Origin of the sequence: Maritimibacter alkaliphilus HTCC2654, from assembly GCF_000152805.1 — a bacterium.
GTDB classification, from domain to species: domain Bacteria; phylum Pseudomonadota; class Alphaproteobacteria; order Rhodobacterales; family Rhodobacteraceae; genus Maritimibacter; species Maritimibacter alkaliphilus.
Genome location: NZ_CH902578.1, coordinates 1,620,516 through 1,644,031, shown reverse-complemented (window position 1 = coordinate 1,644,031; position 23,516 = coordinate 1,620,516). Strand labels below are relative to the sequence as shown.

Sequence of the window (23,516 nt, the reverse complement as noted above, 5' to 3'; positions counted from 1 at the left end):
TGAACGCGTGTTGTCGATTATTGGCCGCGCAATTTTATTATCCTGCGCTTGTGCCTTTTTGCGTTCCCTGACACGATGCCACCGATGCGCTGAATTGAAAAGCCACGGGAGGCAGGGCATGGCTCGGAAGCGGTTGAGTGTTGTCGTTACGCGACGGTTGCCCGAGGCGGTCGAAAAGCGGATGGCCGAACTCTTCGACGTCGAATTGAACGAGAACGACGTGCCCATGACGCGCGAGGCGCTGGCGGATGCAATGCGCCGCGCCGACGTGCTGGTGCCGACACTCACCGATCAGATCGACCAAGGGCTGCTGGCACAGGCCGGCGACAACCTGAAACTCGTCGCGAACTATGGCGCGGGCGTCGATCACATCGACGTTCAGACCGCCCGCCAGCGGGGCATTCTGGTGTCGAACACGCCCGGCGTTTCGGCCGATGACACGGCGGATATGGCGATGGCCATGATTATCGCGGTGACCCGCAAACTGCCCGAAGGCATCCGCAAGATGGCACAGGGCGAATGGAAGGGCTGGGCGCCGACCGCAAGCCTTGGGCGGCGCATCGCCGGCAAACGTCTCGGCATCCTCGGCATGGGCCGGATCGGTCAGGCGGTCGCCCGTCGCGCCAATGCGTTCGGGATGCAGGTCCATTACCACAACCGAAAACAACTCCACCCCGATATCGAGGCCGAGCACAAGGCGACCTATTGGGAAAGCCTCGACCAGATGGTCAGCCGGGTCGACGTTCTGTCGATCAACTGCCCGCACACGCCCTCCACCTTCCACCTGATGAACGCGCGGCGGCTGAAGCTGATGAAGCCCGAGGCGGTCATCATCAACACCTCGCGCGGCGAGGTGATCGACGAGAACGCGCTGACCCGGATGCTGCGGGCGGGCGAGATCGGCGGCGCGGGGCTCGACGTGTTCGAACACGGGCACGAGGTGAACCCGCGCCTGCGCGAACTCGACAACGCGGTTCTGCTGCCTCACATGGGGTCGGCGACGGTCGAAGGCCGGATCGAAATGGGCGAGAAGGTCATCATCAATATCAAGACCTTCGACGACGGTCACCGCCCGCCCGACCTGGTCGTTCCGGGGATGCTCTGAACCTCAGAATTTCGTCTGGTTCGTGCCGGGCGTCACCCGACGCTTCAGAATGGCCTCGCGGAAGGTGATGAAACTGACGGCGGTGATAATCATGCCGCCGCCTGCGATCACCCACGGGTCCACACCTTCGCCGAAGAAGACCGCGCCGAGCGCGACGGACCAGACAAGTTGCAGGAAGGTGATCGGCTGCGTCACGGTCAGCGGGGCCGCCGCGAAGGCCAGCGTCATCGTGTAATGCCCTGCGGTGGCGAAGGCCGCGACGGCGAAAAGCCATCCGATCTCGCTCCAGGTCGGCGTTACCCAGTTCATCAGCGCGACCGGGGTCAGGGCCAGTGCCACGGTGAGCGACAGCATGGCGACGATCACGAACGGCTCCACCCGTTTCGAAATCGGGCCGAGGATCAGATAGGCGACGGCGAAGGCGAGCGAAGTTCCGATCATCGCCCAGTGCCCCGGCTCGATCTCGCGCACGCCGGGGCGCAGGATCACGAGCGCGCCGACAAGCGCCACAGCGATGGCCGCGATTCTGCGGAAGGCGAGCTTTTCGCCAAGGAACAGCGCGGCGCCGACCGTCACGAACACCGGGTTGAGGTAATTGATCGCCGTCACCTCGGCCAAGGGGATGCGGGTCATCGCAAAGAACCACGCGATGACACCGACCGCATGGAACAGGCCGCGAATGACGAGCAGGCCAAGTGTCGGCCCATCGAGTCGGATCGACAGGATGCGCCGCGCGAAAGGCACGAAGAACAAAAGCCCCAGAACATAGCGCAACCACGCGGTTTCGGCGGCGGGCAGCCGCCCCCCGGTCGATTTCACGATCGCCGTGAAGCCCACGAAAAGCAGGCCCGTGACCACCATCCAGAACACACCGACCATGGGGTTGGAGGGTGCAGCATCGCTTGCGTCCGACATGGCGACAAGTGACCCGGAAGCGCGCCGGGGTGCAAGCGCGAAACCGCGATTGACTAATCCGACTGAATTTGTCAGATTTGACTTGTGATCCCCTCCAGCCACCCGCAACCCTCGTCGGGCCAGCCAGAGGTCAGACCGAGGAAAGATCATGAGAAACGCGCAAGAGTCCCGCTCGACGGGTGTGATCGGTGGGGGTGACGGACACCGCGCCCGCACGGAAATCATGGAACTGCTCGCCGAGGCGGGCCTTGGACAGGGATACGGGTTCGAATGGCTTCTCGACCGCCTGACGACGACGGAGACGAGCCGATGAACGCGATGTCCAACGAAACTCTCCGCGAAGCGCCCTGTCCGCTCCACCGGGCCGAAGAACTGACGCTGGGCGGCCGGACCGCCAAGATCATGCTGGGCGACGCGCTCTACACCCTGCGCATCACGCGCGCGGGCAAGCTCATCCTGACGAAGTGAGGCGCGGATGGACGGGTCGGTGATCCCCCGTGGCGGCGCGGCCGTCGGCCTGCTGGACGAGTTGGGGGCGGTCGAGGCCGGCGCGGTCCTGTGCCTCAGGCTCGTCGGAGGCGCGGCGGATGCGTCGGTGCGACAGGCGTTCGAGGCCGAAACCGGCCCCTACGGCGGGCGCGAGGCGATGTCGGCCATCGGATCGCTTTGCGAGTTGTGCCACCTCTATGGCCGCCGTCCCCTGATGCGCCACCACTTGACGTGCAAATGCCTCGGCGGTGACGAAGCGTGCATCGCGCAGGTCGTGAGTGCCGCGCTCGCAGGCGACCGGGACGATGCGATGCTGATGGCGACCCTGCTGGTGCGCGCCGATCTCGCGCCGAGCCTCGTCTCGCTCGCAGAACGCGCGGGCGTCGCCCTCAGCCGTCTCGCCGCGACGCCGGTGTCGGCGGGTCGGGTGCACTGACTGGGCGGCTGCGTCCGGGTGAACCGGGTCAGGGCAGCGGCACGAACTCCTCATCGTCGCCCGGCGGCAGGCGGAACTTGTCCTTGGCCCAGGCCCCCGTCGCCCAGGCCATCTTGGCCTCTTCGATCTTGTCCTTCGACGACGAGACGAAGTTCCACCAGATGTGGCGCGGGCCGTTCAGCGTCTCGCCCCCGAGCAGCATAAGCCGCGCACCCTGCGGCCCTGCCGTCAGTGTCATCGCGTCCCCCGGCCGGAACACCATCATGCGCCCGGCCTCATAGACCTCGCCCGCGACCGCGATGCTGCCGGACAGCACATAGGCCCCCCGATCCTCGTGTTCGTCGGGCAAAGGGATCTTCGCCCCGGCCTCGAGCGTCACATCGGCATAGAACATGTCGTGGAACGTCGTGACCGGAGCCCGTTCGCCCCAGCCGCGCCCCATGATGAGCCTGAGCGACTTGCCTTCGCCCTCCAGCACCGGAAGCGCGCCCTCGCCATGATGCTCGAACGAGGCATCGCGATCCTCCTCGTCTTCCGGCAAGGCCACCCATGTCTGAAGCCCGAGCAAGCTCGACGGCGCCGCGCGCGTCTGCGGCGTCGTGCGCTCGGAATGCGCGATACCGCTCCCCGCCACCATCCAGTTCACCGCTCCGGGCCGGATCATCTGCCGGGTGCCGAGCGAGTCGCGATGCTCGAACTCCCCCTCGACGACATAGGTCACAGTGCCGAGCCCGATGTGGGGGTGGGGCTGCAGGTCCATCCCTTCGCCGGTGACGAACTCGACCGGGCCGAAATGGTCGAAAAACACGAACGGCCCGACCAAGCGGCGCCCGGCGGCGGGCAGGGCGCGGCGCACCTCGAACGGGCCGATGTCACGGCTGCGCGGCACGATCACCGTCTCGATATCGTCCGGCGTCGCGCCGGTGGGCAGGGTGGGGTTCCAGCTCATGTTTCTCTCCTCTCGCCTGCTCCCAAAGTGGGGCCGATACGCGAAAGGGAAAAGAAAAACCGGCGCACAGGGGCCGTGCGCCGGTTCGGATGTTCGAAAACGACCCTGACGATCAGAGTTGTTCCATAACCTCGTCGGGCGCCTCGAAGTTGGTCGTCACGCGCTGAACGTCGTCGTCATCCTCAAGCGCGTCGATCAGCTTCATCAGCTTCTGCATCGACTCGAGATCCATCTCGGTCGTGGTCGTCGGCTTCCAGATCAGCTTGGTCGACTCGGATTCACCGAGTTCCGCTTCCAGCGCCGTCGATACCTCGTTCAGATCCGTGTCGGCGCAATAGATGATATGCCCGTCCTCCGAGCTTTCCACATCCATCGCGCCCGCCTCGATCGCGGCCATCATGACGGTATCGGCATCGCCCACCGAAGCCGGATAGACCACTTCGCCCATCCGGTCGAACATGAACCCGACCGATCCGGTTTCACCCAGATTCCCGCCGTTCTTCGAAAAGGTCGAGCGCACGGTGGACGCGGTGCGGTTGCGGTTATCGGTCATCGCCTCGACGATCACCGCCACCCCGTTCGGGCCGTATCCCTCGTACCGGATCTCTTCGTAATCGTCGCCTTCACCGGCCTGCGATTTCTTGATCGCGCGGTCGATCACGTCCTTCGGCACCGAGTTCGACTTGGCTTCCTTCACCGCGAGCCTGAGGCGCGGGTTCTTGTCCGGGTCCGGGTCGCCCATCTTGGCAGCCACGGTGATTTCCTTGGCGAGCTTCGAAAAAAGCTTCGAGCGCGCGGCGTCCTGCCGCCCCTTGCGGTGCTGGATATTCGCCCATTTTGAGTGGCCAGCCATGCATGCCTCCATGCGTATTCATTGCGTCGCGCCTCTATATGTCACCACCCCGGTGGCTCGCAAGCCCGCGTCCCTCTTCTTCGTTTCAAGAAAACCTCGGGAGGTCCGGAGGGCTGGCCCTCCGGTCCCGCACGCGCCACAGGCACAACGACCGGGGGGGGGCGACAGGCCGCCACGGGCTTGGCCGAGCGCAGCGAGGCCCGCCGCGACGGGGCGCAGGCCCCGGCGCAACCCCTCAGCCGCGCTCGTCCTTCGGGGTGCCCACGACGACATGGGTGGTCAGCTGCCGCACGCCGTCCAAGGCACTCACCACATCCGTATGGATCGCCTTGTAGGCGGCAAGATCCGCCGCCTCGACTCGCAGCAGGTATTCCGCCGTCCCGGTGATGTTGTGGCATTCGGTGATCTCGGGGCAGGCCAGCATGGTGCGCTCGAACCGCTCCAGCGCCTTCTTGGAATGATCCGACAGCCCGACCATCAGGAAGGCAACGAACCCGGTGCCCATCTTGGTGGGGTCGGTCACGGCGCGGTAGCCGCAGATGACGCCGGATTTCTCCATCGCCTGCACGCGGCGCAGGCAGGCCGAGGGCGACAGCCCGACTCGCTCCGCCAATTGCGTGTTTGCGATCCGCCCGTCGCGCTTCAGTTCGCGCAATATTCGATGATCCATATGGTCCATGGCTGACAATTATTGCAAGGAAATCGCGTTGGAAACACGTATTCGCAATCCCTGGGCGGTCGGTCGATGAAATCATTGCGCCATGACGCACGAACTCCTCATCGCTCTCGTCGGCTTCGCGGCCGTCTCGTCCCTCACACCGGGGCCGAACAACCTGATGCTCATGGCCTCGGGTGCGAATTTCGGGTTTCGGCGCACGCTGCCGCATATGCTGGGCGTCGGGGTCGGGTTCACGGTGATGATCGTGCTCGTCGGCGCGGGTCTCATGGCGCTTTTCGACCGCTGGCCGATCCTGCACGACCTGCTCAAGGTCGTCGCCGTGCTCTACCTCGGTTGGCTCACGTGGAAGATCGCACATGCCGCCGCGCCGACACAGACGGGGCAGGAGGCACGGCCGATGACCTTCCTGCAAGCCGCCGCCTTCCAATGGGCCAACCCGAAAGCCTGGTCGATGGCCCTGACCGCCATCGCCGCCTATGCGCCCGAGCGCACGCTCATAGCGGTCGTGCTGGTCGCCCTCGTCTTCGGCGCGGTGAACCTGCCTTCCGTGTCGGTCTGGACCGTCTTGGGCGGGCGGGTGCGCCTGTGGCTGACGGACGCGCGGCGGCTGACGGTCTTCAACTGGACCATGGCCACGCTGCTCCTCGCCTCGCTCATCCCGGTGGTTATGGCGTGACCCGCGCCGCCCGAGGCGCTAAGCCTTTGGCATGACTTTGGATCAGATCATTCTCTTCGGGCTGTTCGTCGGCGTCTTCGCACTCCTGCTCTGGGGAAAATTCCGCTACGACATGGTCGCCTTCGGGGCCCTGATCCTTGGTGCGATCATCGGCGTCGTGCCCAAGGACGAGGTTTTTTCCGGCTTCGGCCACCCCGCCACGCTCATCGTCGCGCTGGTCCTCATCGTGTCGGCGGGCCTCGTGCGTTCCGGCGCGGTGTTCCTCATCACCCGCACGCTGGTGGATTCGTCGCGCAAGCTCGGCGCGCATATCGCCGTGATGGGCGCGATCGGCGGCGTGTTGTCGGCTTTCATGAATAACGTCGCCGCGCTCGCGCTTCTGATGCCCGTCGACATCCAGACCGCGCGCAAGGCGGGCCGCGCGCCGGGCCTCAGCCTCATGCCGCTCAGCTTCGCGACGATCCTCGGCGGCATGGCCACGCTCATCGGCACCCCGCCCAACATCATCATCGCTTCGATCCGTGGTGAAAGCCTGGGCGAGCCGTTTCGGATGTTCGACTTCGCCCCCGTCGGCGCCCTGACCGCACTGGTCGGTCTCGTCTTCGTCGCCTTCATCGGCTGGCGGCTGATCCCCAAGGCCGAGCAGGGCGGGGCGGCCATCGACCCGATGCAGGATTATTCCGACTACACCGCCGAACTGGTGGTTCCCGACGAGGCGAAGATCGTCGGCAAGCGGGTCGAGGAGATCTACGAGGACGCGGAAAGCAACGACGTCGTGATCCTCGGCCTGATCCGGGACGGCAAACGCAAATACGGCACCCAGCGCACGACCAAGATCGAGGCAGGCGACATTCTGGTGCTCGAGGCGACGCCCGAGGCGCTGGACGAATTCCGCGCCTCCCTGTCCCTCAGCTTCGCCGACACCAAGCGAGAGGAGCGGTTGCGCGCGGACGGGGCCGGCCTGTCCAAGATCGAAGTGGTCGTGACCGACGACAGCCGCATCAACGGCAAGACCGCACAGGCCATCGGTCTGAACTGGCGGCGTCATGCGGTCCTGCTTGGCATCCGCCGCTCGGAAAAAAAGTTCCGCTCCAAGATCGCCAAGACCCCGGTGAAAGCCGGAGATATCCTGCTCCTCCTCGTCCCCTCGGGGCAGGAGGCCGCCGTGACCGAGTGGCTGGGCGCGCTCCCACTGGCCGAACGTGGCCTCGCCGTGACGCAGGAGCGCAAGGTCTGGCTCGCCATCGGCATGTTCGCCGTCGCGGTCGCGCTGGCCAGTTTCGGCCTCGTCTATCTGCCCGTCGCGCTGGGCGCGGTCGTGATCGGGTTCGTTCTGAATGGCATCGTGCCGTTGACCGAGGTCTACGATCACGTCGAATGGCCCGTCGTCGTCCTGCTCGGCTCGATGATCCCGCTGGGCGCGGCGCTGGAAGCCTCCGGGGGCACGCAACTCATCGCCAACGGCCTCGTCTCGATCACGAATGGCTTGCCGCCCTGGGCCGTGCTCACGCTTTTGATGGTCGTCACCATGTCGTTGTCGGATGTGCTGAACAACACTGCGACGGCCATCGTCGCGGCCCCTGTGGGCATCCAGATGGCGGCGGCGCTCGACAAGAACCCCGACCCGTTCCTGATGGCCGTGGCGGTGGCGGCGTCCTGCGCCTTTCTCACGCCCATCGGGCACAAGAACAACACGCTGATCCTTGGCCCCGGCGGTTACCGCTTCGGCGATTACTGGCGGATGGGCCTGCCGCTCGAGGGTATCGTCGTGGCGACCTCGATTCCGCTGATCCTGATCTTCTGGCCGATGTGACACCCAATGGAATACGCCGACCTCGTCGAAACCATCCTGAAACGCGGCAACCTGACCCTGACGCCCGACGAGGCCGCCGTGCTGGAAACCGCGCCAGACGATTACCTGCCTGCCCGCCGCATCCTCGGCGCGCACGCCTTCAACACCGGCGACACCGCCAAGGCGGTCGAGATCACGCGGGCGGTCTATGAGCTTGAACCCAACCGCGAAAACGCGTCGAACCTGATTTCGGCGCTCACCCGCGCCAACCTCGTGGACGAGGCGCTTGCGGTCGCGAGTGACGACAGGACGCCGATCCCCGATGTGCTTCGGGCGAGCTATATGTCCGAGTTGAACGGGCGAAAGGGCAATCTGGAAGAGAACAGGCGCTGGTCGATCCGGGCGCTCGAATTGAAAGAAACCGAAGCGCCGGTCCTTGGCGACCGCCCCGCGCCGGTCGTGCATCGCTTCGACCCCGAACGACCCGAGCGCAACATCATCTCCTATTCGCTATGGGGCAATGGCGCGCGATATCTTGAGGGCGCGGTGCGCAATGCCATCGTCGCGCGCTATGTCTATCCGGGCTGGACGCCCCGCTTCTATATCGACGAGAGCGTGCCGGAAGCGGCACGCAAGGAGCTTCGCGCGAACGGTGCCCAGCTTCGCATGGTGCCCTCGCTGCCCGCCAATCGTTACGGTCTGTTCTGGCGCTTTCTGGTCGAGGACGACCGGGACGTGGATATCTACGTCTGCCGCGATGCCGACAGCGTGCCCACGATCCGCGAACGCGTGGCGGTGCAGGACTGGCTGAACTCCGGTCAGCCGTTCCACGTCATGCGCGATTTCCTGACCCATTCCGAACTGATCCTCGCGGGCCTCTGGGGGGCGCATCGCGGCAATATTCCCGGCATGGGCAAACGCATCCTCGCCTTCGCCAAGTCGCGCGAAAAGGTGCTGAACTCCCGCGTGGACGACCAGTTGTTTCTCCGGCGCGAGGTCTGGCCGTGGATGCGCGACCGGGTCTTCGTGCAGGACAGCGCCTTCGGCTACGGCGAAAGCGCACCGTTCAGCCCGGATTACCCGCTGCCGGGGCGGATGCACGTGGGCCAGGACGATTATGCCCACCGCGAAGCTCAGGCGCAGCTTCGTGCCGTGAAGGCGGCGGGCTACAGGGTCAGGCGCAAGGATGCGGACGGCTGAAGGTCGGGCCACCACCTTGTGAATAGACAGCGCAGGCCGGCCCCCGCCATGCTGCGGGAATGAAAACGCTCGCCCTGCTCGTCGCTCTGATCCTGTCCGCCACGCCGCTTCGTGCGCAGCCGATCCTCGTCGATCTGGAACTGGCGCTCATGGTCGACGTGTCGCGGTCGGTCAGCTATCACGAGTTGGAAATCCAACGGCGCGGCTATGCCGCGGCCCTCAGGTCGGACGCGCTGGCGGATGCGGTCGGGTCGGGCGCGATGGGACGGATCGCGATCACCTATGTCGAATGGGCGGGCAGTCAGCGCGAGATCGTGCCTTGGACCCTCATCGAATCCCGCGAAGACCTGCACGCCTTCGCCGATGCGCTCACCGTCACCTTCAACCCGACCATGCGCCGGACCTCGATTTCCGAGGCGCTGGCCTACGCGACCGCCGCGATCAATTCGAACGACTACGACGGGATCAGGCGTGTCATCGACGTTTCCGGCGACGGGCCGAACAATCAGGGACGCCATGTGGAAGAGATGCGCGACGCCGCGATTTCGCAGGGCATCGTCATCAACGGCCTGCCGCTTCTCACGCAGGACGGGTTGTGGAGCCTGTGGAGCATCGACGACCTTGACGTCTATTACCGCGATTGCGTGATCGGCGGGCCGGGGGCCTTCGTGGTTCCCGTGCTCGGGTGGGAGGATTTCGCGGACGCCGTGCTGCAAAAACTGGTGATGGAGGTGTTCATCGGGTCGATCCCGCCCGCCGAACAGATCATCCCCGTGCAATACAACGAAGGCGAAAGCTACGATTGCCTGATCGGGGAAAAGATGTGGGCGCAGCGGTCGCAAGACTGGAACATGCCCTGAACGAAAAGGGCCGGGCGTTGGCCCGACCCCTTGTTCTGTCATGGCTGAAAAAACCTAGGCGCGTGCGGCGCGGACGAGCTTCAGGATATCCTTGGCCGCTTCGGGAATGTTCGTGCCCGGTCCGAAAATCGCCTTCACGCCCGCTTTCTTCAGGAAGTCATAGTCCTGTTGCGGAATGACCCCGCCGCAGATCACGATGATGTCGCCCGCGTCCTGTGCCTTTAGCGCCTCGATCAGCTTGGGGGCGAGCGTCTTGTGACCCGCCGCCTGTGACGAGATGCCGACCACGTGCACGTCGTTGTCCACCGCGTCCTGCGCCGCCTCTTCCGGCGTCTGGAACAGGGGGCCCACGTCCACGTCGAAGCCGATGTCGGCGAACGCGGTCGCGATGACCTTTGCGCCCCGGTCATGCCCGTCCTGACCCATCTTGACGACGAGCATCCGGGGGCGGCGCCCCTCTTCTTCGGCAAAGGCCTCCACGTCCTTCTGGATCGCCGCGAAGCCTTCGTCCCCCTCGTAGGCCGCGCCGTAGACCCCGGCCAGCGTTTTGACTTCCGCGCGGTGGCGGCCGAATTCCTTTTCCATCGCCATCGAGATTTCTCCCACTGTGGCCCGGGCGCGCGCGGCTTCCACCGCGGCTTCGAGCAGGTTGCCGCCTTCCTTGGCGCGGCGGGTGAGTTCATCCAAAGCCGCGTCGCAGGCGGCCTGATCGCGTTCGGCGCGGATACGCTCCAGCGCCTTCACCTGACCCTCGCGCACGCGCACGTTGTCGACGTCGAGAATGTCGATCGGGTCCTCGTGGTCCTTGCGATACTTGTTCACGCCGACGATGACTTCGGTGCCCCGGTCGATGTCGGCCTGACGCCGCGCCGCGGTTTCCTCGATCCTGAGCTTGGGCATACCGGAGGCGACGGCCTTGGTCATGCCGCCCATCTCTTCGATCTCTTCGATCAATTCCCACGCCTTGTCGGCCAGTTCCGCCGTCAGCGCCTCGACATAGTAAGAGCCGGCGAGGGGATCGACCACGTTGGTGATCCCGGTCTCTTCCTGAAGGATAAGCTGCGTGTTGCGCGCGATCCGGGCCGAGAACTCGGTCGGGAGCGCGATGGCCTCGTCGAGCGCATTGGTGTGGAGCGACTGCGTGCCGCCAAGCGCGGCCGACATCGCCTCATAGGCCGTGCGCACCACGTTGTTGTAGGGGTCCTGCTCCTGCAAGCTTACGCCCGAAGTCTGGCAATGGGTGCGCAGCATCTTGGAGCGGTCGTTTTTGGCGCCCACTTCGGTCATGATCCGGTGCCACAAGAGCCGCGCGGCGCGCAGCTTGGCGGCCTCCATGAAGAAGTTCATGCCGATCGCGAAGAAGAACGACAGACGGCCCGCGAACTTGTCCACGTCCATCCCGGCGTCCATCGCCGCTTTGACGTATTCCTTGCCGTCCGCCAGCGTGAACGCCAGCTCCTGCACGAGGTTCGCGCCCGCTTCCTGCATGTGGTAGCCGGAGATCGAGATCGAGTTGAACTTGGGCATTTCGTTGGACGTGTATTCGATGATGTCCGAGATGATCCGCATCGAAGGCTCGGGCGGATAGATATAGGTGTTGCGGACCATGAATTCCTTCAGAATGTCGTTCTGAATGGTCCCCGACAGCACCGCCCGGTCATGCCCCTGCTCTTCGCCGGTCACGATGAAGTTGGCGAGGATCGGGATCACCGCGCCGTTCATCGTCATGGACACGGAGACTTGATCGAGCGGGATACCGTCGAACAGGATCTTCATGTCCTCGACACTGTCGATGGCCACGCCCGCCTTGCCGACGTCGCCCACGACGCGTTCATGGTCCGAGTCGTAGCCCCGGTGAGTGGCCAGATCGAAGGCGACCGAGACGCCCTGCTGACCGGCGGCCAGCGCCTTGCGATAAAAGGCGTTGCTCTCTTCCGCGGTCGAGAAACCGGCGTATTGGCGAATGGTCCAGGGCCGCCCGGCGTACATCGTCGCCTTCACGCCACGGGTGAACGGGCCGAAACCGGGGAGGCTGCCCATATGCGGCAGATCCTTCACATCGTCGTGGGTATAGACCGGTTTGACCGTGATCCCCTCGAGGGTTTCCCAGTTCAGATCGTCTACGGCGCGGCCCCGCAATTCCTTTTCGGCCAGCGCTTTCCAGTCGTTCTGGTCGCTCATTGGCTAACTCCTTGCATTGCGCCGGAAATCCGGCTCTTTGTTCGCGTGTCTCCCGCCCCTATATTGAGGGCAGAAGGAGAAGAGATGTTCAGAACCGCTGCCTTGGCCGGGCTCGTGATGCTCGCCGCACCTGTCGCCCATGCTGCCGAAGAGGCACCGGAACTGCCGATCATCGAGGCGGGCGAGCACACGTTGTCCGAATTCAAGTGGGAAGCGCGCCCTTTGGTGATCTTCGCCGACAGTCCGAACGACCCCCGGTATCTGGAGCAGCTTGCTTTCATCGCCGATCGGCCCGAGCCGCTGATCGAGCGGGACGTGGTCGTCATCACCGATACGGACCCCGATAACCTGTCGCCGATCCGCAAGGAGCTTCGCCCCCGCGATTTCATGATCGTGCTCATCGGCAAGGACGGGCAGAAATACCTGCGCAAACCCTTCCCGTGGGAGGTGCGCGAACTGACCCGCTCCATCGACAAGATGCCGGTGCGGTTGCAGGAAGTGCAGGACCAGCGGCTGGTGCGGTAACGGCGCATCACGGCTCCATCCCCTCGGCCCAGACGAACCGGCTGTGGGGCAGAAGCGTGGGAATCCACGCCTCAAGCGCACCCGTCAGCATCGCCACGGTATCCGGCGACGTGGCGTAGAACGACACGACATAGCCGCCGAGGAACCCACCCGGCACGGTCAGTTGGAATTCGCCCACCTTGACCCAATCCGCGCCGATCCCGTCTTCGAACCAGTGGTCATAGACCAGTGCGACGGGCACGTCGTATTTCGCGGTCAGATCGCCGGTCCAACCCGGCACCGGGGCCGTGGTGCGGATTTCGCGCGCTTCGGCTGAGGCAAGGCCCCAAAGGTCCAGCACGTAGTTGTCGTTCTGCCATGCGACATAGCCCAGATCGTTCACGGCCACGTCGGTTTGCAGGTAGTCCTTCACGAAACGCGCCATCTGCCCCTGCTGCGTATGGATTGCGCGGGCCGAGGGCGGCAGTTCGAAGAAATGCATGGGCAGGCGATAGGCCAGCGCGCCGCCAAGGATCAGCGCCGCAACCCCGCCGATGGCCAGCGGTGTCACCGCGCCTTGGGTGGCTTTGGGCAGGAGCACGAGGAACCCGGCGGCGGTCATGACGAGGATGTAATGCTCATAGCGGTTGAGCCAGCCGATCTGTCCGGCCAGCAGATGCGCGGCGGCGGCGGCACCGATGACCAGCACCAGCACCCCCCAGCGCGTGCCTTTGAGCGGTGTCGCCCGCCACATCAGGAATGAGGCGAGCGCGAGGACGGCGACGAACATCCCGCCCGGCTCGCGCAGGTTCACAAGAAGGATCGCGAGGCGCAGCTGAATGAACCCCGGCTCGTCCCCCGGATCGGTCATGCTGAGTTTCGTCTGCACCGACGAGGGCAGGGGGTCGAGGCCCTGCGAGACGAGAAAGCCCATGAACATCAGGATCGGCAGCAGCGTCGCAGCAGCGGTCGCCAGCCCGTTCCGGCGGCTGCCCGTCAAGAACAGCGCACAGGCGGCGATCAGCCCCGGTGCCAGCCCTTCGATGCGGAACGCGGCCCCGAAGAAGGCGCCGGCAAGGATCAGGCCAACCCCGCCATTATCGGAAAAGTGACGGTGGAGGCCCAGAAGCAGCGCCAAGGTCGCCGCCGCATGTAGGGAATGTTCCATTCCGACGAAGGCGACCATCGGCATCATCACGGCGATGGGGCCAAGCACGGCGGCGGCCAGCCCCAGCCAGCGCCATTCGGCGCGCCCATAGCCCGCCTCGACCAGCAGGCGACCCCAGAGCCATGCGGCAAAGATCAGGCCGACGCCGCTCCAGATCAGGGGCAGGTAGCGGTGAAACTCGGTCCCGGCGAAGGGGACCAGCAGAAAGGGAAACAGCGCGGACGAACCGGGTGAGGCGGCTTCGCCAAGGTTCACGCCGTATTGGTCTTGCGCGATCACCTCGGCCAGCGCGAGGTGGATATAGGGGTCGTCGAGCGGATAATCGAAAACGCCGCCGGTCAGCGACAGGACGATCCCCTGCATCACGGCGAAGATCAGAACCGCGCTCGCCACCGACAGGGCCGAAAGCGGCCAGCGGCCTGCGGAAAAGGTCTGCCCGTCGTCGGTCAGGGTCATGCTCATGCCTCGTGCCATTCGTTTTTGGCGCAAGCTAGCACGGTGCCGGGACGGGACCAGTGACGGGCGCGGCGAAAACCGTGAGGCGCGGCCAAATGGCCGCACAGGTTCACGGATATGTCGCCACGCCCAGCCATAGGATCATTCGAATTCCATGATCACTTCGTCGACCGCCAGACTGTCGCCGGGGCCTGCGTTGATCTTGGTCACGACGGCCTTTTTCTCGGCGCGCAGAATGTTCTCCATCTTCATCGCTTCGATGGTGCACAGCGCTTGACCTTCCTGCACTTCCTGACCCTCTTCCACGTCGATCTTCACGACGAGGCCCGGCATCGGGCAGAGCAGCATCTTGGAGGTGTCGGGTGCCACCTTTTCGGGCATCAGAAGCGCCAGCTCGTGGGTGCGCGGGGTGCGCACATGCACGGCCAATTCGGCCCCGCGCGTGCGGATCTTGAAGCCGTTGGTGATCTTGCCGACCTTCAGCACGACCGGCTCGCCGTCCACATCGACATGGGCCAGTTGATCGCCCGGCGTCCAGTCGGACGCGACACGCATCGCGCTGCCATCGTCGAAGTTCACGGTCGACCCCTCGCGGTCCGCGTCGATGGTCACGGGATAGACGGCATCCTGAAGCGACACGACCCAATCGCGGCCCACGGTGCGTTCGTGGTTGTCCATCGTGCCGGAAATCCGGGTGCGCCGGATCTCGGTCACGCGGAACATCGCGGCGCAGGCGGCGGCGATGCGCTTGAGGTGCGCCTCGTCCAGCGTCACGCCTTCGAAGCCTTCGGGGTATTCTTCCGCGATGAAGGCGGTGGTCATGTCGCCCGATACGAATTTCGGGTGATCCATCACGGCAGACAGGAACGGCAGGTTGTGCCCGATCCCCTCGACCTCGAAGCTGTCGAGCGCCACGCGCATCGCTTCGATCGCTTCGGCCCGCGTCGGCGCCCAAGTGCAGAGCTTGGCGATCATCGGGTCGTAATACATGCTAATTTCGCCGCCCTCGTAGACGCCGGTATCGTTGCGCACGGCGGTCTCGCCCTCGGGCGCGTCACCTTGCCATTTGCCGTTGGTGACCAGCGGCCCGGCGGCAATTTCCTCGGGCGGGCGGTAACGGGTCAGACGCCCGATCGAGGGCAGGAAACCGCGATAGGGGTCTTCGGCATAAAGCCGGTTCTCGATGGCCCAGCCGGTCAGGGTCACGTCGTCCTGCGTGATCGTCAGTTTCTCGCCGTTCGCGACGCGGATCATCTGTTCGACCAGATCGACGCCGGTGATGAGCTCGGTCACCGGGTGCTCTACCTGAAGGCGGGTGTTCATTTCGAGGAAATAGAAGTTCTTCTCGCCATCGACGATGAACTCCACCGTGCCGGCGCTGGCGTATCCCACGGCCTTGGCCAGGGCGACGGCCTGTTCACCCATCGCTTTGCGCGTCTCTTCGTCGAGGAAGGGCGAGGGGGCTTCTTCCACGACCTTCTGGTTGCGGCGCTGGATCGAACATTCCCGCTCGCCCAGATAGATGCCGTTGCCGTGCGCGTCGCAGAGCACCTGAATTTCGATGTGGCGCGGCTGCGTGACGAACTTTTCGATGAAGATCCGGTCATCGCCAAAGCTGTTCGCGGCCTCGTTCTTGGACGACTGAAAGCCTTCGCGCGCCTCGGTGTCGTTCCACGCGATCCGCATCCCCTTGCCGCCGCCACCGGCGGAGGCCTTGATCATCACCGGATAGCCGATCTCGTTCGAGATTTTCACGGCCTCTTCGGCGTCCTCGATCAGACCCATGTAACCGGGCACGGTCGACACGTTCGCGTCCTGCGCGATCTTTTTCGACGTGATCTTGTCGCCCATCGCCTCGATCGCGCCTTTCGGCGGGCCGATGAAGGCGACACCAGCGGCCTCGAGCGCCTCGGCGAACTTGGCGTTCTCGGACAGGAAGCCATAACCGGGGTGCACGGCTTCGGCACCCGACTGTTTGATTGCGTCCATCACCTTGTCGATGACGATATAGGACTGGTTGGCGGGCGGCGGGCCGATGTGGATCGCCTCATCCGCCATCTGCACATGCAGCGCGTGGCGGTCCGCATCCGAATAGATCGCGACGGTCTGGATGCCCATTTTCTTCGCGGTTTTCATCACGCGGCAGGCAATCTCGCCCCGGTTCGCAATCAGGATCTTCTTGAACATCTCCTGTCCCTCTCTCTTACGTCTCGTTGGCGGCGCTGCCGCGGGTATGGGGAAGCGGTCGCTCGACGCCAAAGGGCGGAGCGGCAAAGAAAATCCCGGGTTGGCCAGGGGAGGCCAACCCGGGCAGAAGGGGAAGGGTAACGGTTTGACTAAACCAGGCAGAACACCGGGATAGAGCGTCTGCCATGTGTGTGACGGTGCCAGAGGTTTTCGGGGCCGAACAGCGCGAAACGCGCGCCGCGGCCCGATGCGCCAAACCTTGCGCAAATCCTTGGAGGGGAAGCGAAAAGTTGCTCATTCGTCGTCCCAGCCCTCATCATCGAACGCGTCGTCCTCGAACCCGAAGTCCGCATCGTCGCTGAAGATTTCGGGGAAACTCGCTTCGGCCACGCGCCGGTCGATCCTGAGCATCGCCTCGTAGCTTTTCGGGTCGAACGGGTCTTCGGCGGCCACCACTTCGCGGCCAAAGAGCCACGACAGGCGGCCCGCATCCAGATTGCCGCGCTCGAACGGCTCTTCGCCGAAATAATCCCACAGCGCGGCCATGAACCCCATGTCGGCGCGCTTGTCGGCATGTTTGCGGTCCGCGAACCGTTCGCGCTTGATAAGCGGCGTCGCGCCTTTCTTGTTCGCCCGGCGCACGGTGAACTGGAAATCCGTGCCCGGCAGACGGCCCGGAAAGCCGCGATGCTTGGTCATGTAGGGCAGGGCCATCAGAACATCTCCCAGATGCAGGTGCCGTCGCGGTAGGAATAGGCTTCGAAAATCTGTGTCACGTCCGGGTCAGGCTCGCCGAATTCCACGGGCCGGTCCGAGATCGAGATAACGATCTGCTTCGGTTGCGGCCCGGTGCTCGCGATCCGCTCCAACGCGAAGAACTCGCACAGATACTGCGTGTCCTCGGTCGCGTCGATCACCCCTTCGGCGTCCTTTCTGCCGGGAAGCTCCGGGTCGAGGAACCGGAACCGGATGGTCAGCCCCGCAGGCCCCGGTTCGCCCCAGATGAAGTCGTGGTAGGTCACGGCAGAGCCGGAGGGAAGCGCGATCTCCTCCTGCGCCACGGCGGGCAGCGCGAGCGAGGCCGCGAAAGCGGCCAACATGCATCGAACTGACACTGCCAGGCACATCACGCTTCCCTCCCGACATCCCTCAGAGCGGGATGTTGTCGTGTTTCTTCCAGGGGTTCTGGAGCTTTTTGTTGCGCAACGAGGCGAAAGCGCGGCTCACCCGTTTGCGGGTCGAGTGCGGCATGATGACCTCGTCGATGAAGCCCTTCTCGGCGGCGACGAAGGGGTTGGCGAAGCGGTCTTCGTAATCCTTCGTGCGGTGCGCGATCTTGTCCTTGTCGCCCAGTTCCGAGCGATACAGGATCTCGACCGCGCCCTTGGCCCCCATCACCGCGATCTCGGCGGTGGGCCAGGCGTAGTTGAAATCGCCGCGCAGGTGCTTGGACGCCATAACGTCATAGGCCCCGCCATAGGCCTTGCGGGTGATGACCGTCACCTTCGGCACCGTCGCCTCGCCGTAAGCAAACAGCAGCTTCGCGCCGTGTTTGATGACGCCGCCATATTCCTGCCCGGTGCCGGGGAGGAAGCCGGGAACGTCCACGAAGGTCAGGATGGGAATTTCGAAGGCGTCACAGAACCGGACGAACCGCGCGGCCTTGCGGCTGGAGTCGATGTCCAGACACCCGGCCAGCACCATCGGCTGGTTCGCCACGACGCCGACGGTCTGACCTTCGAGCCGGATGAAGCCGGTGATGATGTTCTTCGCGAAATCTTCCTGAATCTCGTAAAAATCGCCTTCGTCCGCGACCTTCAGGATCAGCTCCTTCATGTCGTAGGGCGAGTTCGCGTTGTCCGGCACCAGCGTGTCGAGCGACTGGTCAAGCCGCCCCGGTTCGTCGAAGAACGGGCGCACCGGCGCCTTTTCGCGGTTGTTGAGCGGGAGAAAGTCGACAAGGCGGCGCACTTCGAACAGCGCCTCGACATCGTTCTCGAACGCGCCATCCGCGACCGAGGATTTGCGGGTGTGAGTCGACGCGCCACCCAGTTCCTCCGCCGTCACGACCTCGTTCGTCACGGTCTTCACCACGTCGGGGCCGGTGACGAACATGTAAGAGGTGTCTTTCACCATGAAGATGAAGTCGGTCATCGCAGGCGAATAGACCGCGCCGCCCGCGCAGGGCCCCATGATGACGGAAATCTGCGGCACCACGCCGGAGGCCATGATGTTGCGCTGGAACACATCGGCATACCCGGCGAGCGAGGCGACGCCTTCCTGAATGCGCGCACCGCCGGAATCGTTCAGACCAATGACGGGCGCGCCGTTCTGAACGGCCATGTCCATGATCTTGCAGATCTTTTCAGCGTGGGTTTCGGACAGCGAGCCGCCGAACACCGTGAAATCCTGCGAAAAGACATAGACGAGACGCCCGTTGATGGTGCCCCAGCCGGTCACGACCCCGTCGCCCGGATACTGCTGTTCTTCCATGCCGAAGTCGGTGCAGCGGTGCGCCTTGAAGGTGTCGAATTCCTCGAAGCTGCCCTCGTCCAGCAAAAGCTCGACCCGCTCGCGCGCGGTCAGCTTGCCCTTGGCGTGCTGGCTGTCGATCCGCTTCTGGCCACCGCCCATGCGCGCGACGTCGCGGCGATCCTCGAGTTGTTGCAGGATGTCTTTCATGGGGCGGCCCTCCTAGATTTTCGCGCAACCTATCCTTATGCCTTCGCTTTCCCAAATGGAATCCGGCGTATTTGCAAAGCTATTGTGACAGTCGTTTTGCGAATTGAATAATTGCAAATATCTTTACCCGTGGCGGGCCTGCGTCGATCTTCGGCAACTTCCCGCCGGGATGGCGTGAACACGCCATTGCGATCCGTTGGGGGACTGTGGCCCAAAGGCTTTGTGCGATAAACCCCCGACGTTCGATCATCCACAGGACCGTATGCCCACACAAGCCGACATCATTCAGGCGCTCCAGTTCCCCGGTCTCTATGCCTTGGACCCGGTGAACACGACGTCAAGCCCGCGCCGCACCGTGACCTACCAGTTCGAGGTGAGCCAGCCGGGCGACCTCTGGTATTCGTATTCCGGGTGGACGGCCTTTTCGCCGGACGAAAAGTCGGTGGTGCGCTTTCTTCTGGAAACGGTCGAGACCTTCCTCAACGTGGATTTCGTCGAGGTGTCGGGGAATCGCGATCCCGACCTCAATCTCGGCAAGGTGACGATGTTTCCCGGCACCGCCGGATTGGGTGGCCCGCAGTATTCCAGCTCCGGCACCCGGATCACGGCCTTCGACGGCTTCGCGGTCTTCAACAACACCATCGACCTGTCGTCGGGTCGACAGAATCTGATCCTGCACGAAATCGGTCATGCGATGGGCCTCGACCATACATTCGAAGGGGCGCGGCTCGATCCGGCATACGACAACCTGCACTACAGCCTGATGTCCTATGACGCCGATCCGACCCCCGGCATCGACGCCACGATCCGCATGATGGCCTATGACATGCTGGCGCTTCAGGACATCTGGGGCGCGGCGACCTACAACGATGGGGCCACGAGCTATGCCGGCCCGCGTCTCGGGGCGGGCAAGGTGGATGTGGTCTGGGACAGCGGCGGAACCGACTGGATGGATGCCTCCGCATGGGGGCGCCCGGTCCATCTGGATCTCGGCGAAGGCATGTTCTCGCGCTGGTTCGGCACCGAGGATATGGTCGTGGCCTTCAACACGGTGATCGAGAACGCGCGCGGCAGCGCCTTCGCCGATACCGTCATAGGGAACGATTACGCCAACCGGCTTTTCGGCGGCGGTGGCGGCGACCTCGTGCGCGGGCGAAAAGGGGCCGACACCGTCTATGGCGATGCCCAGAACGACGAGGTGCGCGGCGGCGCGGGCGACGACATCGTCTATGGCGGCGACGGGAACGATACGGTCAAGGGAACGCCCGGCGATGACCGGGTCTATGGCGAGGCGGGCGACGACCTCGTGCGTGGCGGGCCGGGCAACGACAGCCTGTTCGGCGGCACCGGGTCCGACGATCTCAGGGGGTGGCGCGGCAACGACCGGCTCGACGGCGGGCCGGGGAACGACACGTTGCGCGGCGGCGTGGGCGACGACACCTTCGTGTTCAAGCCCGGATACGATGCCGACACCATCACCGATCTGGGCAAAGGCAACGACCGCCTGATCGTCTCCGGCTTCGGAAACGAGGCCGCCGTCAAGGCCCTCGCGGTGAAATCCGGCTCGGACGTGGTGATCGACTTCGGCGGCGGCGACGTGCTGACCATCGAGGGCGCGACCCTGTCCACGGTCGAGACTGCGCTCGACACCTGAGACGCGGAACCTTTCAAATTTGAATGACATTGCCGGGCCCGGTTTGAGGCCCGCTTAACCCCTTTCGCCTTACCCCGTCGCCACGCGGCGGGCGGCTTCCCCCGGTTCGTCCGCGTCGAACCAGAGGAAGAATTCCATGGCGACACCGGCGAAATCGACGATCCTTCAGGCGCTGCAATACCCGATCTTTCAGAACGCGAACGCCATCAACGGCAATGCGCCGGGCAGCCGACAACAGATCACCTTCGCCTTCAACGACGCCGCCTCGACCTTCAGTTTCCTGAACGCGAGCGGTGCTGTCGCCTTTTCCGGTTTCGAGGCGTGGCAGCTTTCCGAAATACTGGCGGTCCGCCGGGCGCTTGCCCATATCGAAACCTTTCTGAACGTCGATTTCGTCGAAGTGTCGGCAACGACGAACCCGGACATGGACCTCGCCTTCGCCGAATTGGATGACGGCACGGCCGGATATGGCGGGTGGAAGGCGGACACTTCGGGCAGCCAGATCACCGCCGTCGACAGTTTCGCCGTTTTCGACAGGGATTTCGATATCGTCACCGACCGCTACGGCGTCGTCCTGCACGAGATCGGTCATGCGCTGGGCCTGCGCCACACGTTCGATTCCGACCTGTTGCCGGATCGGTTCGATACGAACAAATGGTCGCTCATGGCCTATGACCGCCATCCGGGGTCGGGCGTCGCCTCCGATGCGATGGGCGTCTTCGACGTGCTGGCCTTGCAGGACATCTGGGGTGCGGCGCGCTATGCCGATGACGACACCACATATGTCGGCTCGCGCACCGCCACGACCGACACGATCTGGGACACGGGCGGCATCGACACGTTCGACGCGACCGGCACGCCCCACCGGGTGAAGCTCGACCTGCGCGAAGGCGCGTTTTCACGGTTCGGCCCGGCCTACGAGGATGTCGTCGTCGCCTTCGGCACGGTGATCGAAAACTCGCGCGGCGGGGCGGGCAACGACCGGCTTGCGGGCAATCCGGCCTCCAACCGGATCGAGGGCAATCAGGGCGACGACATGCTGAACGGCAAGCAGGGCGACGACATTCTGCTCGCCGGGGACAGGGACGACCGGCTACGTGGCGGCAAGGGCGCCGACTGGATCAACGGGGGGCCGGGCGACGACATCCTGCGCGGCGGCCCCGGTGCCGATACCTTCGTGTTCAACGGTGGCCGTGACGAGATCCGGGATTTTCAGGACGATTTCGACCGCATCAAGGTGCAGGGTTTCGGATCGGTCGCGGAAATACTGTCCGACACGGAACAACGCGGCGCGGACATCTGGATCGATCTGGGCGGCGGCCATAGCCTGCTCGTGCATGACGCCACGCGCGCGGACCTGATGGACGGCGATCTTTTCGTCTAGTCCACTGTGCAGGAATGCAGAACCGGGTCGCGTCTTTCCGCGTTCTGACGCACCGTTTCACCTCGACAGGGGTGAAACGCCACCGTAACCCTCTCGCATGAGCAGTGCGCCCGAAGTCAGATTTCTCGACCCTTCGACGCCCCCCCACATTCTGACGCTGACGCTGATGACGGGGCTGGCCGCGTTGTCGATGAACGTGTTCCTGCCGTCGCTCCCCGACATGGCGGAGTATTTCGAGACCGATTACCGCGTCATGCAGCTTTCGGTCGCCGTCTACCTCGCGATGAACGCGGTGCTTCAGATCATCCTCGGCCCGGTGTCCGACAGGCTCGGCCGTCGCCCGGTGCTGATGGCCAGCTTCACCGTCTATGTCGTCGCCACCGTCGGGTGCATCTTCGCGCCCACCACCGGCATATTCCTCGCGTTTCGGATCATGCAGGCCTTCGTGGTCACGGGGCTTGTCCTCAGCCGGGCCGTGATCCGGGACATGGTGCCGGCCGACAAGGCGGCCTCGATGATTGCCTATGTCACGATGGGCATGTCGCTGGTTCCCATGGCCGCGCCCGCCATCGGCGGTATCATGGGGCAGGCCTTCGGGTGGCAGTCGACATTCTGGCTTCAGGCCGTTCTCGGTGTCGCGATCATCTGGCTGATGAGCCGCGACCTTGGCGAAACCCATCCGCGCGGCGAGGGCACCTTGCGCGACCAGTTGCGCGCCTATCCGGAACTGCTGCGCTCGCCTCGGTTCTGGGGCTACAGCGCCGCCGCGATGTTTTCCTCCGGCGCCTTCTTCGCCTATCTCGGCGGTGCGCCCTTCGTCGGGAACGAGCTGTTCTCGATCGAGGCGGGGATGCTCGGCCTCCTCCTTGGGATGCCCGCGGTCGGATACCTCTTCGGCAATTACATCGCCGGGCGGTATTCACCCAAATTCGGCATCAACGCGATGATCCTGGCGGGCGCCGTTACGGTGGTGGCCGGCCTGTCGGTCGTCCTTTTGGCCCTGTTCCTCGACCTCGCGACGCCGTGGTTCTTCTTCGGCATGATGAGTTTCGTGGGCCTCGGAAACGGCATGGCCTTGCCCAATGCCAACAGCGGCCTTCTGTCGGTCCGCCCGGAACTGGCCGGCAGCGCCTCGGGACTGGGCGGGGCGATGATGATCGGCGGCGGCGCGGCCATCTCGGCGTTCGTCGGCACGCGGCTGACCCATGAAAGCGGCCCTGACCCTCTGGTGTGGCTCATGCTCGCCTCGTCGGTCTTCGCGGTCCTGTCGGTCGTCGTGGTGATCCGCCGCGAAAAAAAGCTGGCCCTGTCCGCCTGAGCCTTGCCGCGCGCTTTTGCAAAGCGTA

At 64.4% G+C, this 23,516-nt stretch carries 22 protein-coding genes; 12 read left to right on the top strand and 10 right to left on the bottom strand.

All coding sequences use genetic code 11. The features are described 5' to 3' along the window. Positions 1–118 precede the first annotated feature (118 nt). Positions 119–1,105, top strand: coding sequence for a 2-hydroxyacid dehydrogenase (locus RB2654_RS09015; protein ID WP_040884633.1), 987 nt, complete (start codon positions 119–121; stop codon positions 1,103–1,105). A 3-nt stretch (positions 1,106–1,108) separates the two neighbouring features. Here the strand turns inward: RB2654_RS09015 and RB2654_RS09010 are convergent, their stop codons facing one another. Next, on the bottom strand, positions 1,109–2,020 hold the full coding sequence (locus tag RB2654_RS09010) for a DMT family transporter (protein ID WP_040884631.1): 912 nt from the start codon (positions 2,018–2,020) through the stop codon (positions 1,109–1,111). A gap of 148 nt (positions 2,021–2,168) precedes the next feature. Here RB2654_RS09010 and RB2654_RS23365 point away from each other — a divergent pair, with 148 nt between their 5' ends. The 3 genes from RB2654_RS23365 to RB2654_RS09005 are packed head-to-tail and all read left to right on the top strand — an operon-like array spanning position 2,169 to position 2,945. Beyond that, positions 2,169–2,333 carry a hypothetical protein gene (locus RB2654_RS23365; RefSeq protein WP_008330635.1) on the top strand — a complete coding sequence of 55 codons (165 nt, stop codon included), beginning with the start codon at positions 2,169–2,171 and terminating at the stop codon, positions 2,331–2,333. Continuing rightward, the gene (hemP, locus tag RB2654_RS22865) at positions 2,330–2,488 is read left to right on the top strand and encodes a hemin uptake protein HemP (RefSeq protein WP_008330633.1); all 159 of its coding nucleotides are present in this window, start codon (positions 2,330–2,332) and stop codon (positions 2,486–2,488) included. Before RB2654_RS23365 ends, hemP begins: the two co-directional genes overlap by 4 nt. 7 nt (positions 2,489–2,495) lie before the next feature. Continuing rightward, entirely contained in the window at positions 2,496–2,945 is a 450-nt protein-coding gene (locus RB2654_RS09005; RefSeq protein ID WP_008330631.1) for a hypothetical protein, read from the top strand. A 28-nt stretch (positions 2,946–2,973) separates the two neighbouring features. On the opposite strand, the gene RB2654_RS09000 is transcribed toward RB2654_RS09005, so the two are convergent. The 3 genes from RB2654_RS09000 to RB2654_RS08990 all read right to left on the bottom strand — a co-directional run bounded on the left by RB2654_RS09000 (position 2,974) and on the right by RB2654_RS08990 (position 5,426). Further along, the gene (locus RB2654_RS09000; RefSeq protein ID WP_008330629.1) at positions 2,974–3,894 is read right to left on the bottom strand and encodes a pirin family protein; all 921 of its coding nucleotides are present in this window, start codon (positions 3,892–3,894) and stop codon (positions 2,974–2,976) included. Between the two features lie 112 nt (positions 3,895–4,006). After that, a complete protein-coding gene (locus RB2654_RS08995; protein WP_008330627.1) occupies positions 4,007–4,747 on the bottom strand; it encodes a YebC/PmpR family DNA-binding transcriptional regulator in 741 nt (246 codons plus the stop codon). Between the two features lie 235 nt (positions 4,748–4,982). Next, complete coding sequence (locus RB2654_RS08990) at positions 4,983–5,426, bottom strand: Lrp/AsnC family transcriptional regulator (RefSeq protein WP_008330626.1); 444 nt, start codon at positions 5,424–5,426, stop codon at positions 4,983–4,985. Between the two features lie 82 nt (positions 5,427–5,508). Between RB2654_RS08990 and RB2654_RS08985 the strand changes: the two genes are divergently transcribed. Genes RB2654_RS08985 through RB2654_RS08970 form a run of 4 tightly spaced genes read left to right on the top strand, consistent with a single transcriptional unit; the run spans position 5,509 to position 9,954 of the window. After that, positions 5,509–6,102 (top strand): LysE family translocator, encoded by a 594-nt coding sequence (locus RB2654_RS08985; protein WP_008330624.1) that lies wholly within the window; start codon positions 5,509–5,511, stop codon positions 6,100–6,102. A 31-nt stretch (positions 6,103–6,133) separates the two neighbouring features. Further along, on the top strand, positions 6,134–7,915 hold the full coding sequence (locus RB2654_RS08980) for an SLC13 family permease (protein WP_008330622.1): 1,782 nt from the start codon (positions 6,134–6,136) through the stop codon (positions 7,913–7,915). Between the two features lie 6 nt (positions 7,916–7,921). Beyond that, positions 7,922–9,094, top strand: coding sequence for a hypothetical protein (locus RB2654_RS22365; RefSeq protein WP_008330620.1), 1,173 nt, complete (start codon positions 7,922–7,924; stop codon positions 9,092–9,094). 59 nt (positions 9,095–9,153) lie between these two features. Further along, a complete protein-coding gene (locus RB2654_RS08970) occupies positions 9,154–9,954 on the top strand; it encodes a DUF1194 domain-containing protein (protein ID WP_008330618.1) in 801 nt (266 codons plus the stop codon). 54 nt (positions 9,955–10,008) lie between these two features. Here the strand turns inward: RB2654_RS08970 and scpA are convergent, their stop codons facing one another. Continuing rightward, positions 10,009–12,135, bottom strand: coding sequence for a methylmalonyl-CoA mutase (scpA, locus tag RB2654_RS08965; RefSeq protein WP_008330617.1), 2,127 nt, complete (start codon positions 12,133–12,135; stop codon positions 10,009–10,011). Positions 12,136–12,219: 84 nt separating this feature from the next. Between scpA and RB2654_RS08960 the strand changes: the two genes are divergently transcribed. Then, positions 12,220–12,660 carry a DUF4174 domain-containing protein gene (locus tag RB2654_RS08960; protein ID WP_008330616.1) on the top strand — a complete coding sequence of 147 codons (441 nt, stop codon included), beginning with the start codon at positions 12,220–12,222 and terminating at the stop codon, positions 12,658–12,660. A gap of 7 nt (positions 12,661–12,667) precedes the next feature. On the opposite strand, the gene RB2654_RS08955 is transcribed toward RB2654_RS08960, so the two are convergent. The 5 genes from RB2654_RS08955 to RB2654_RS08935 form a co-directional block, all read right to left on the bottom strand. Then, a complete protein-coding gene (locus tag RB2654_RS08955; RefSeq protein ID WP_148912469.1) occupies positions 12,668–14,263 on the bottom strand; it encodes a DUF8728 domain-containing protein in 1,596 nt (531 codons plus the stop codon). A gap of 141 nt (positions 14,264–14,404) precedes the next feature. Next, entirely contained in the window at positions 14,405–16,450 is a 2,046-nt protein-coding gene (locus RB2654_RS08950; protein ID WP_008330614.1) for an acetyl-CoA carboxylase biotin carboxylase subunit, read from the bottom strand. A gap of 294 nt (positions 16,451–16,744) precedes the next feature. Beyond that, positions 16,745–17,149, bottom strand: coding sequence for a hypothetical protein (locus RB2654_RS08945; RefSeq protein ID WP_040885582.1), 405 nt, complete (start codon positions 17,147–17,149; stop codon positions 16,745–16,747). 14 nt (positions 17,150–17,163) lie between these two features. Next, complete coding sequence (locus RB2654_RS08940) at positions 17,164–17,550, bottom strand: DUF6497 family protein (RefSeq protein ID WP_008330611.1); 387 nt, start codon at positions 17,548–17,550, stop codon at positions 17,164–17,166. Between the two features lie 49 nt (positions 17,551–17,599). Beyond that, positions 17,600–19,132, bottom strand: coding sequence for an acyl-CoA carboxylase subunit beta (locus tag RB2654_RS08935; protein WP_008330610.1), 1,533 nt, complete (start codon positions 19,130–19,132; stop codon positions 17,600–17,602). Between the two features lie 262 nt (positions 19,133–19,394). Between RB2654_RS08935 and RB2654_RS08930 the strand changes: the two genes are divergently transcribed. From RB2654_RS08930 to RB2654_RS08920, 3 genes are all read left to right on the top strand, one after another. Further along, the gene (locus RB2654_RS08930) at positions 19,395–20,786 is read left to right on the top strand and encodes a M10 family metallopeptidase C-terminal domain-containing protein (protein ID WP_008330609.1); all 1,392 of its coding nucleotides are present in this window, start codon (positions 19,395–19,397) and stop codon (positions 20,784–20,786) included. Positions 20,787–20,922: 136 nt separating this feature from the next. Next, entirely contained in the window at positions 20,923–22,170 is a 1,248-nt protein-coding gene (locus tag RB2654_RS08925; protein ID WP_008330606.1) for a M10 family metallopeptidase, read from the top strand. 97 nt (positions 22,171–22,267) lie between these two features. Beyond that, positions 22,268–23,488, top strand: a complete 1,221-nt coding sequence (locus RB2654_RS08920; protein ID WP_008330605.1) for a multidrug effflux MFS transporter — start codon at positions 22,268–22,270, stop codon at positions 23,486–23,488. Positions 23,489–23,516 lie beyond the last annotated feature (28 nt).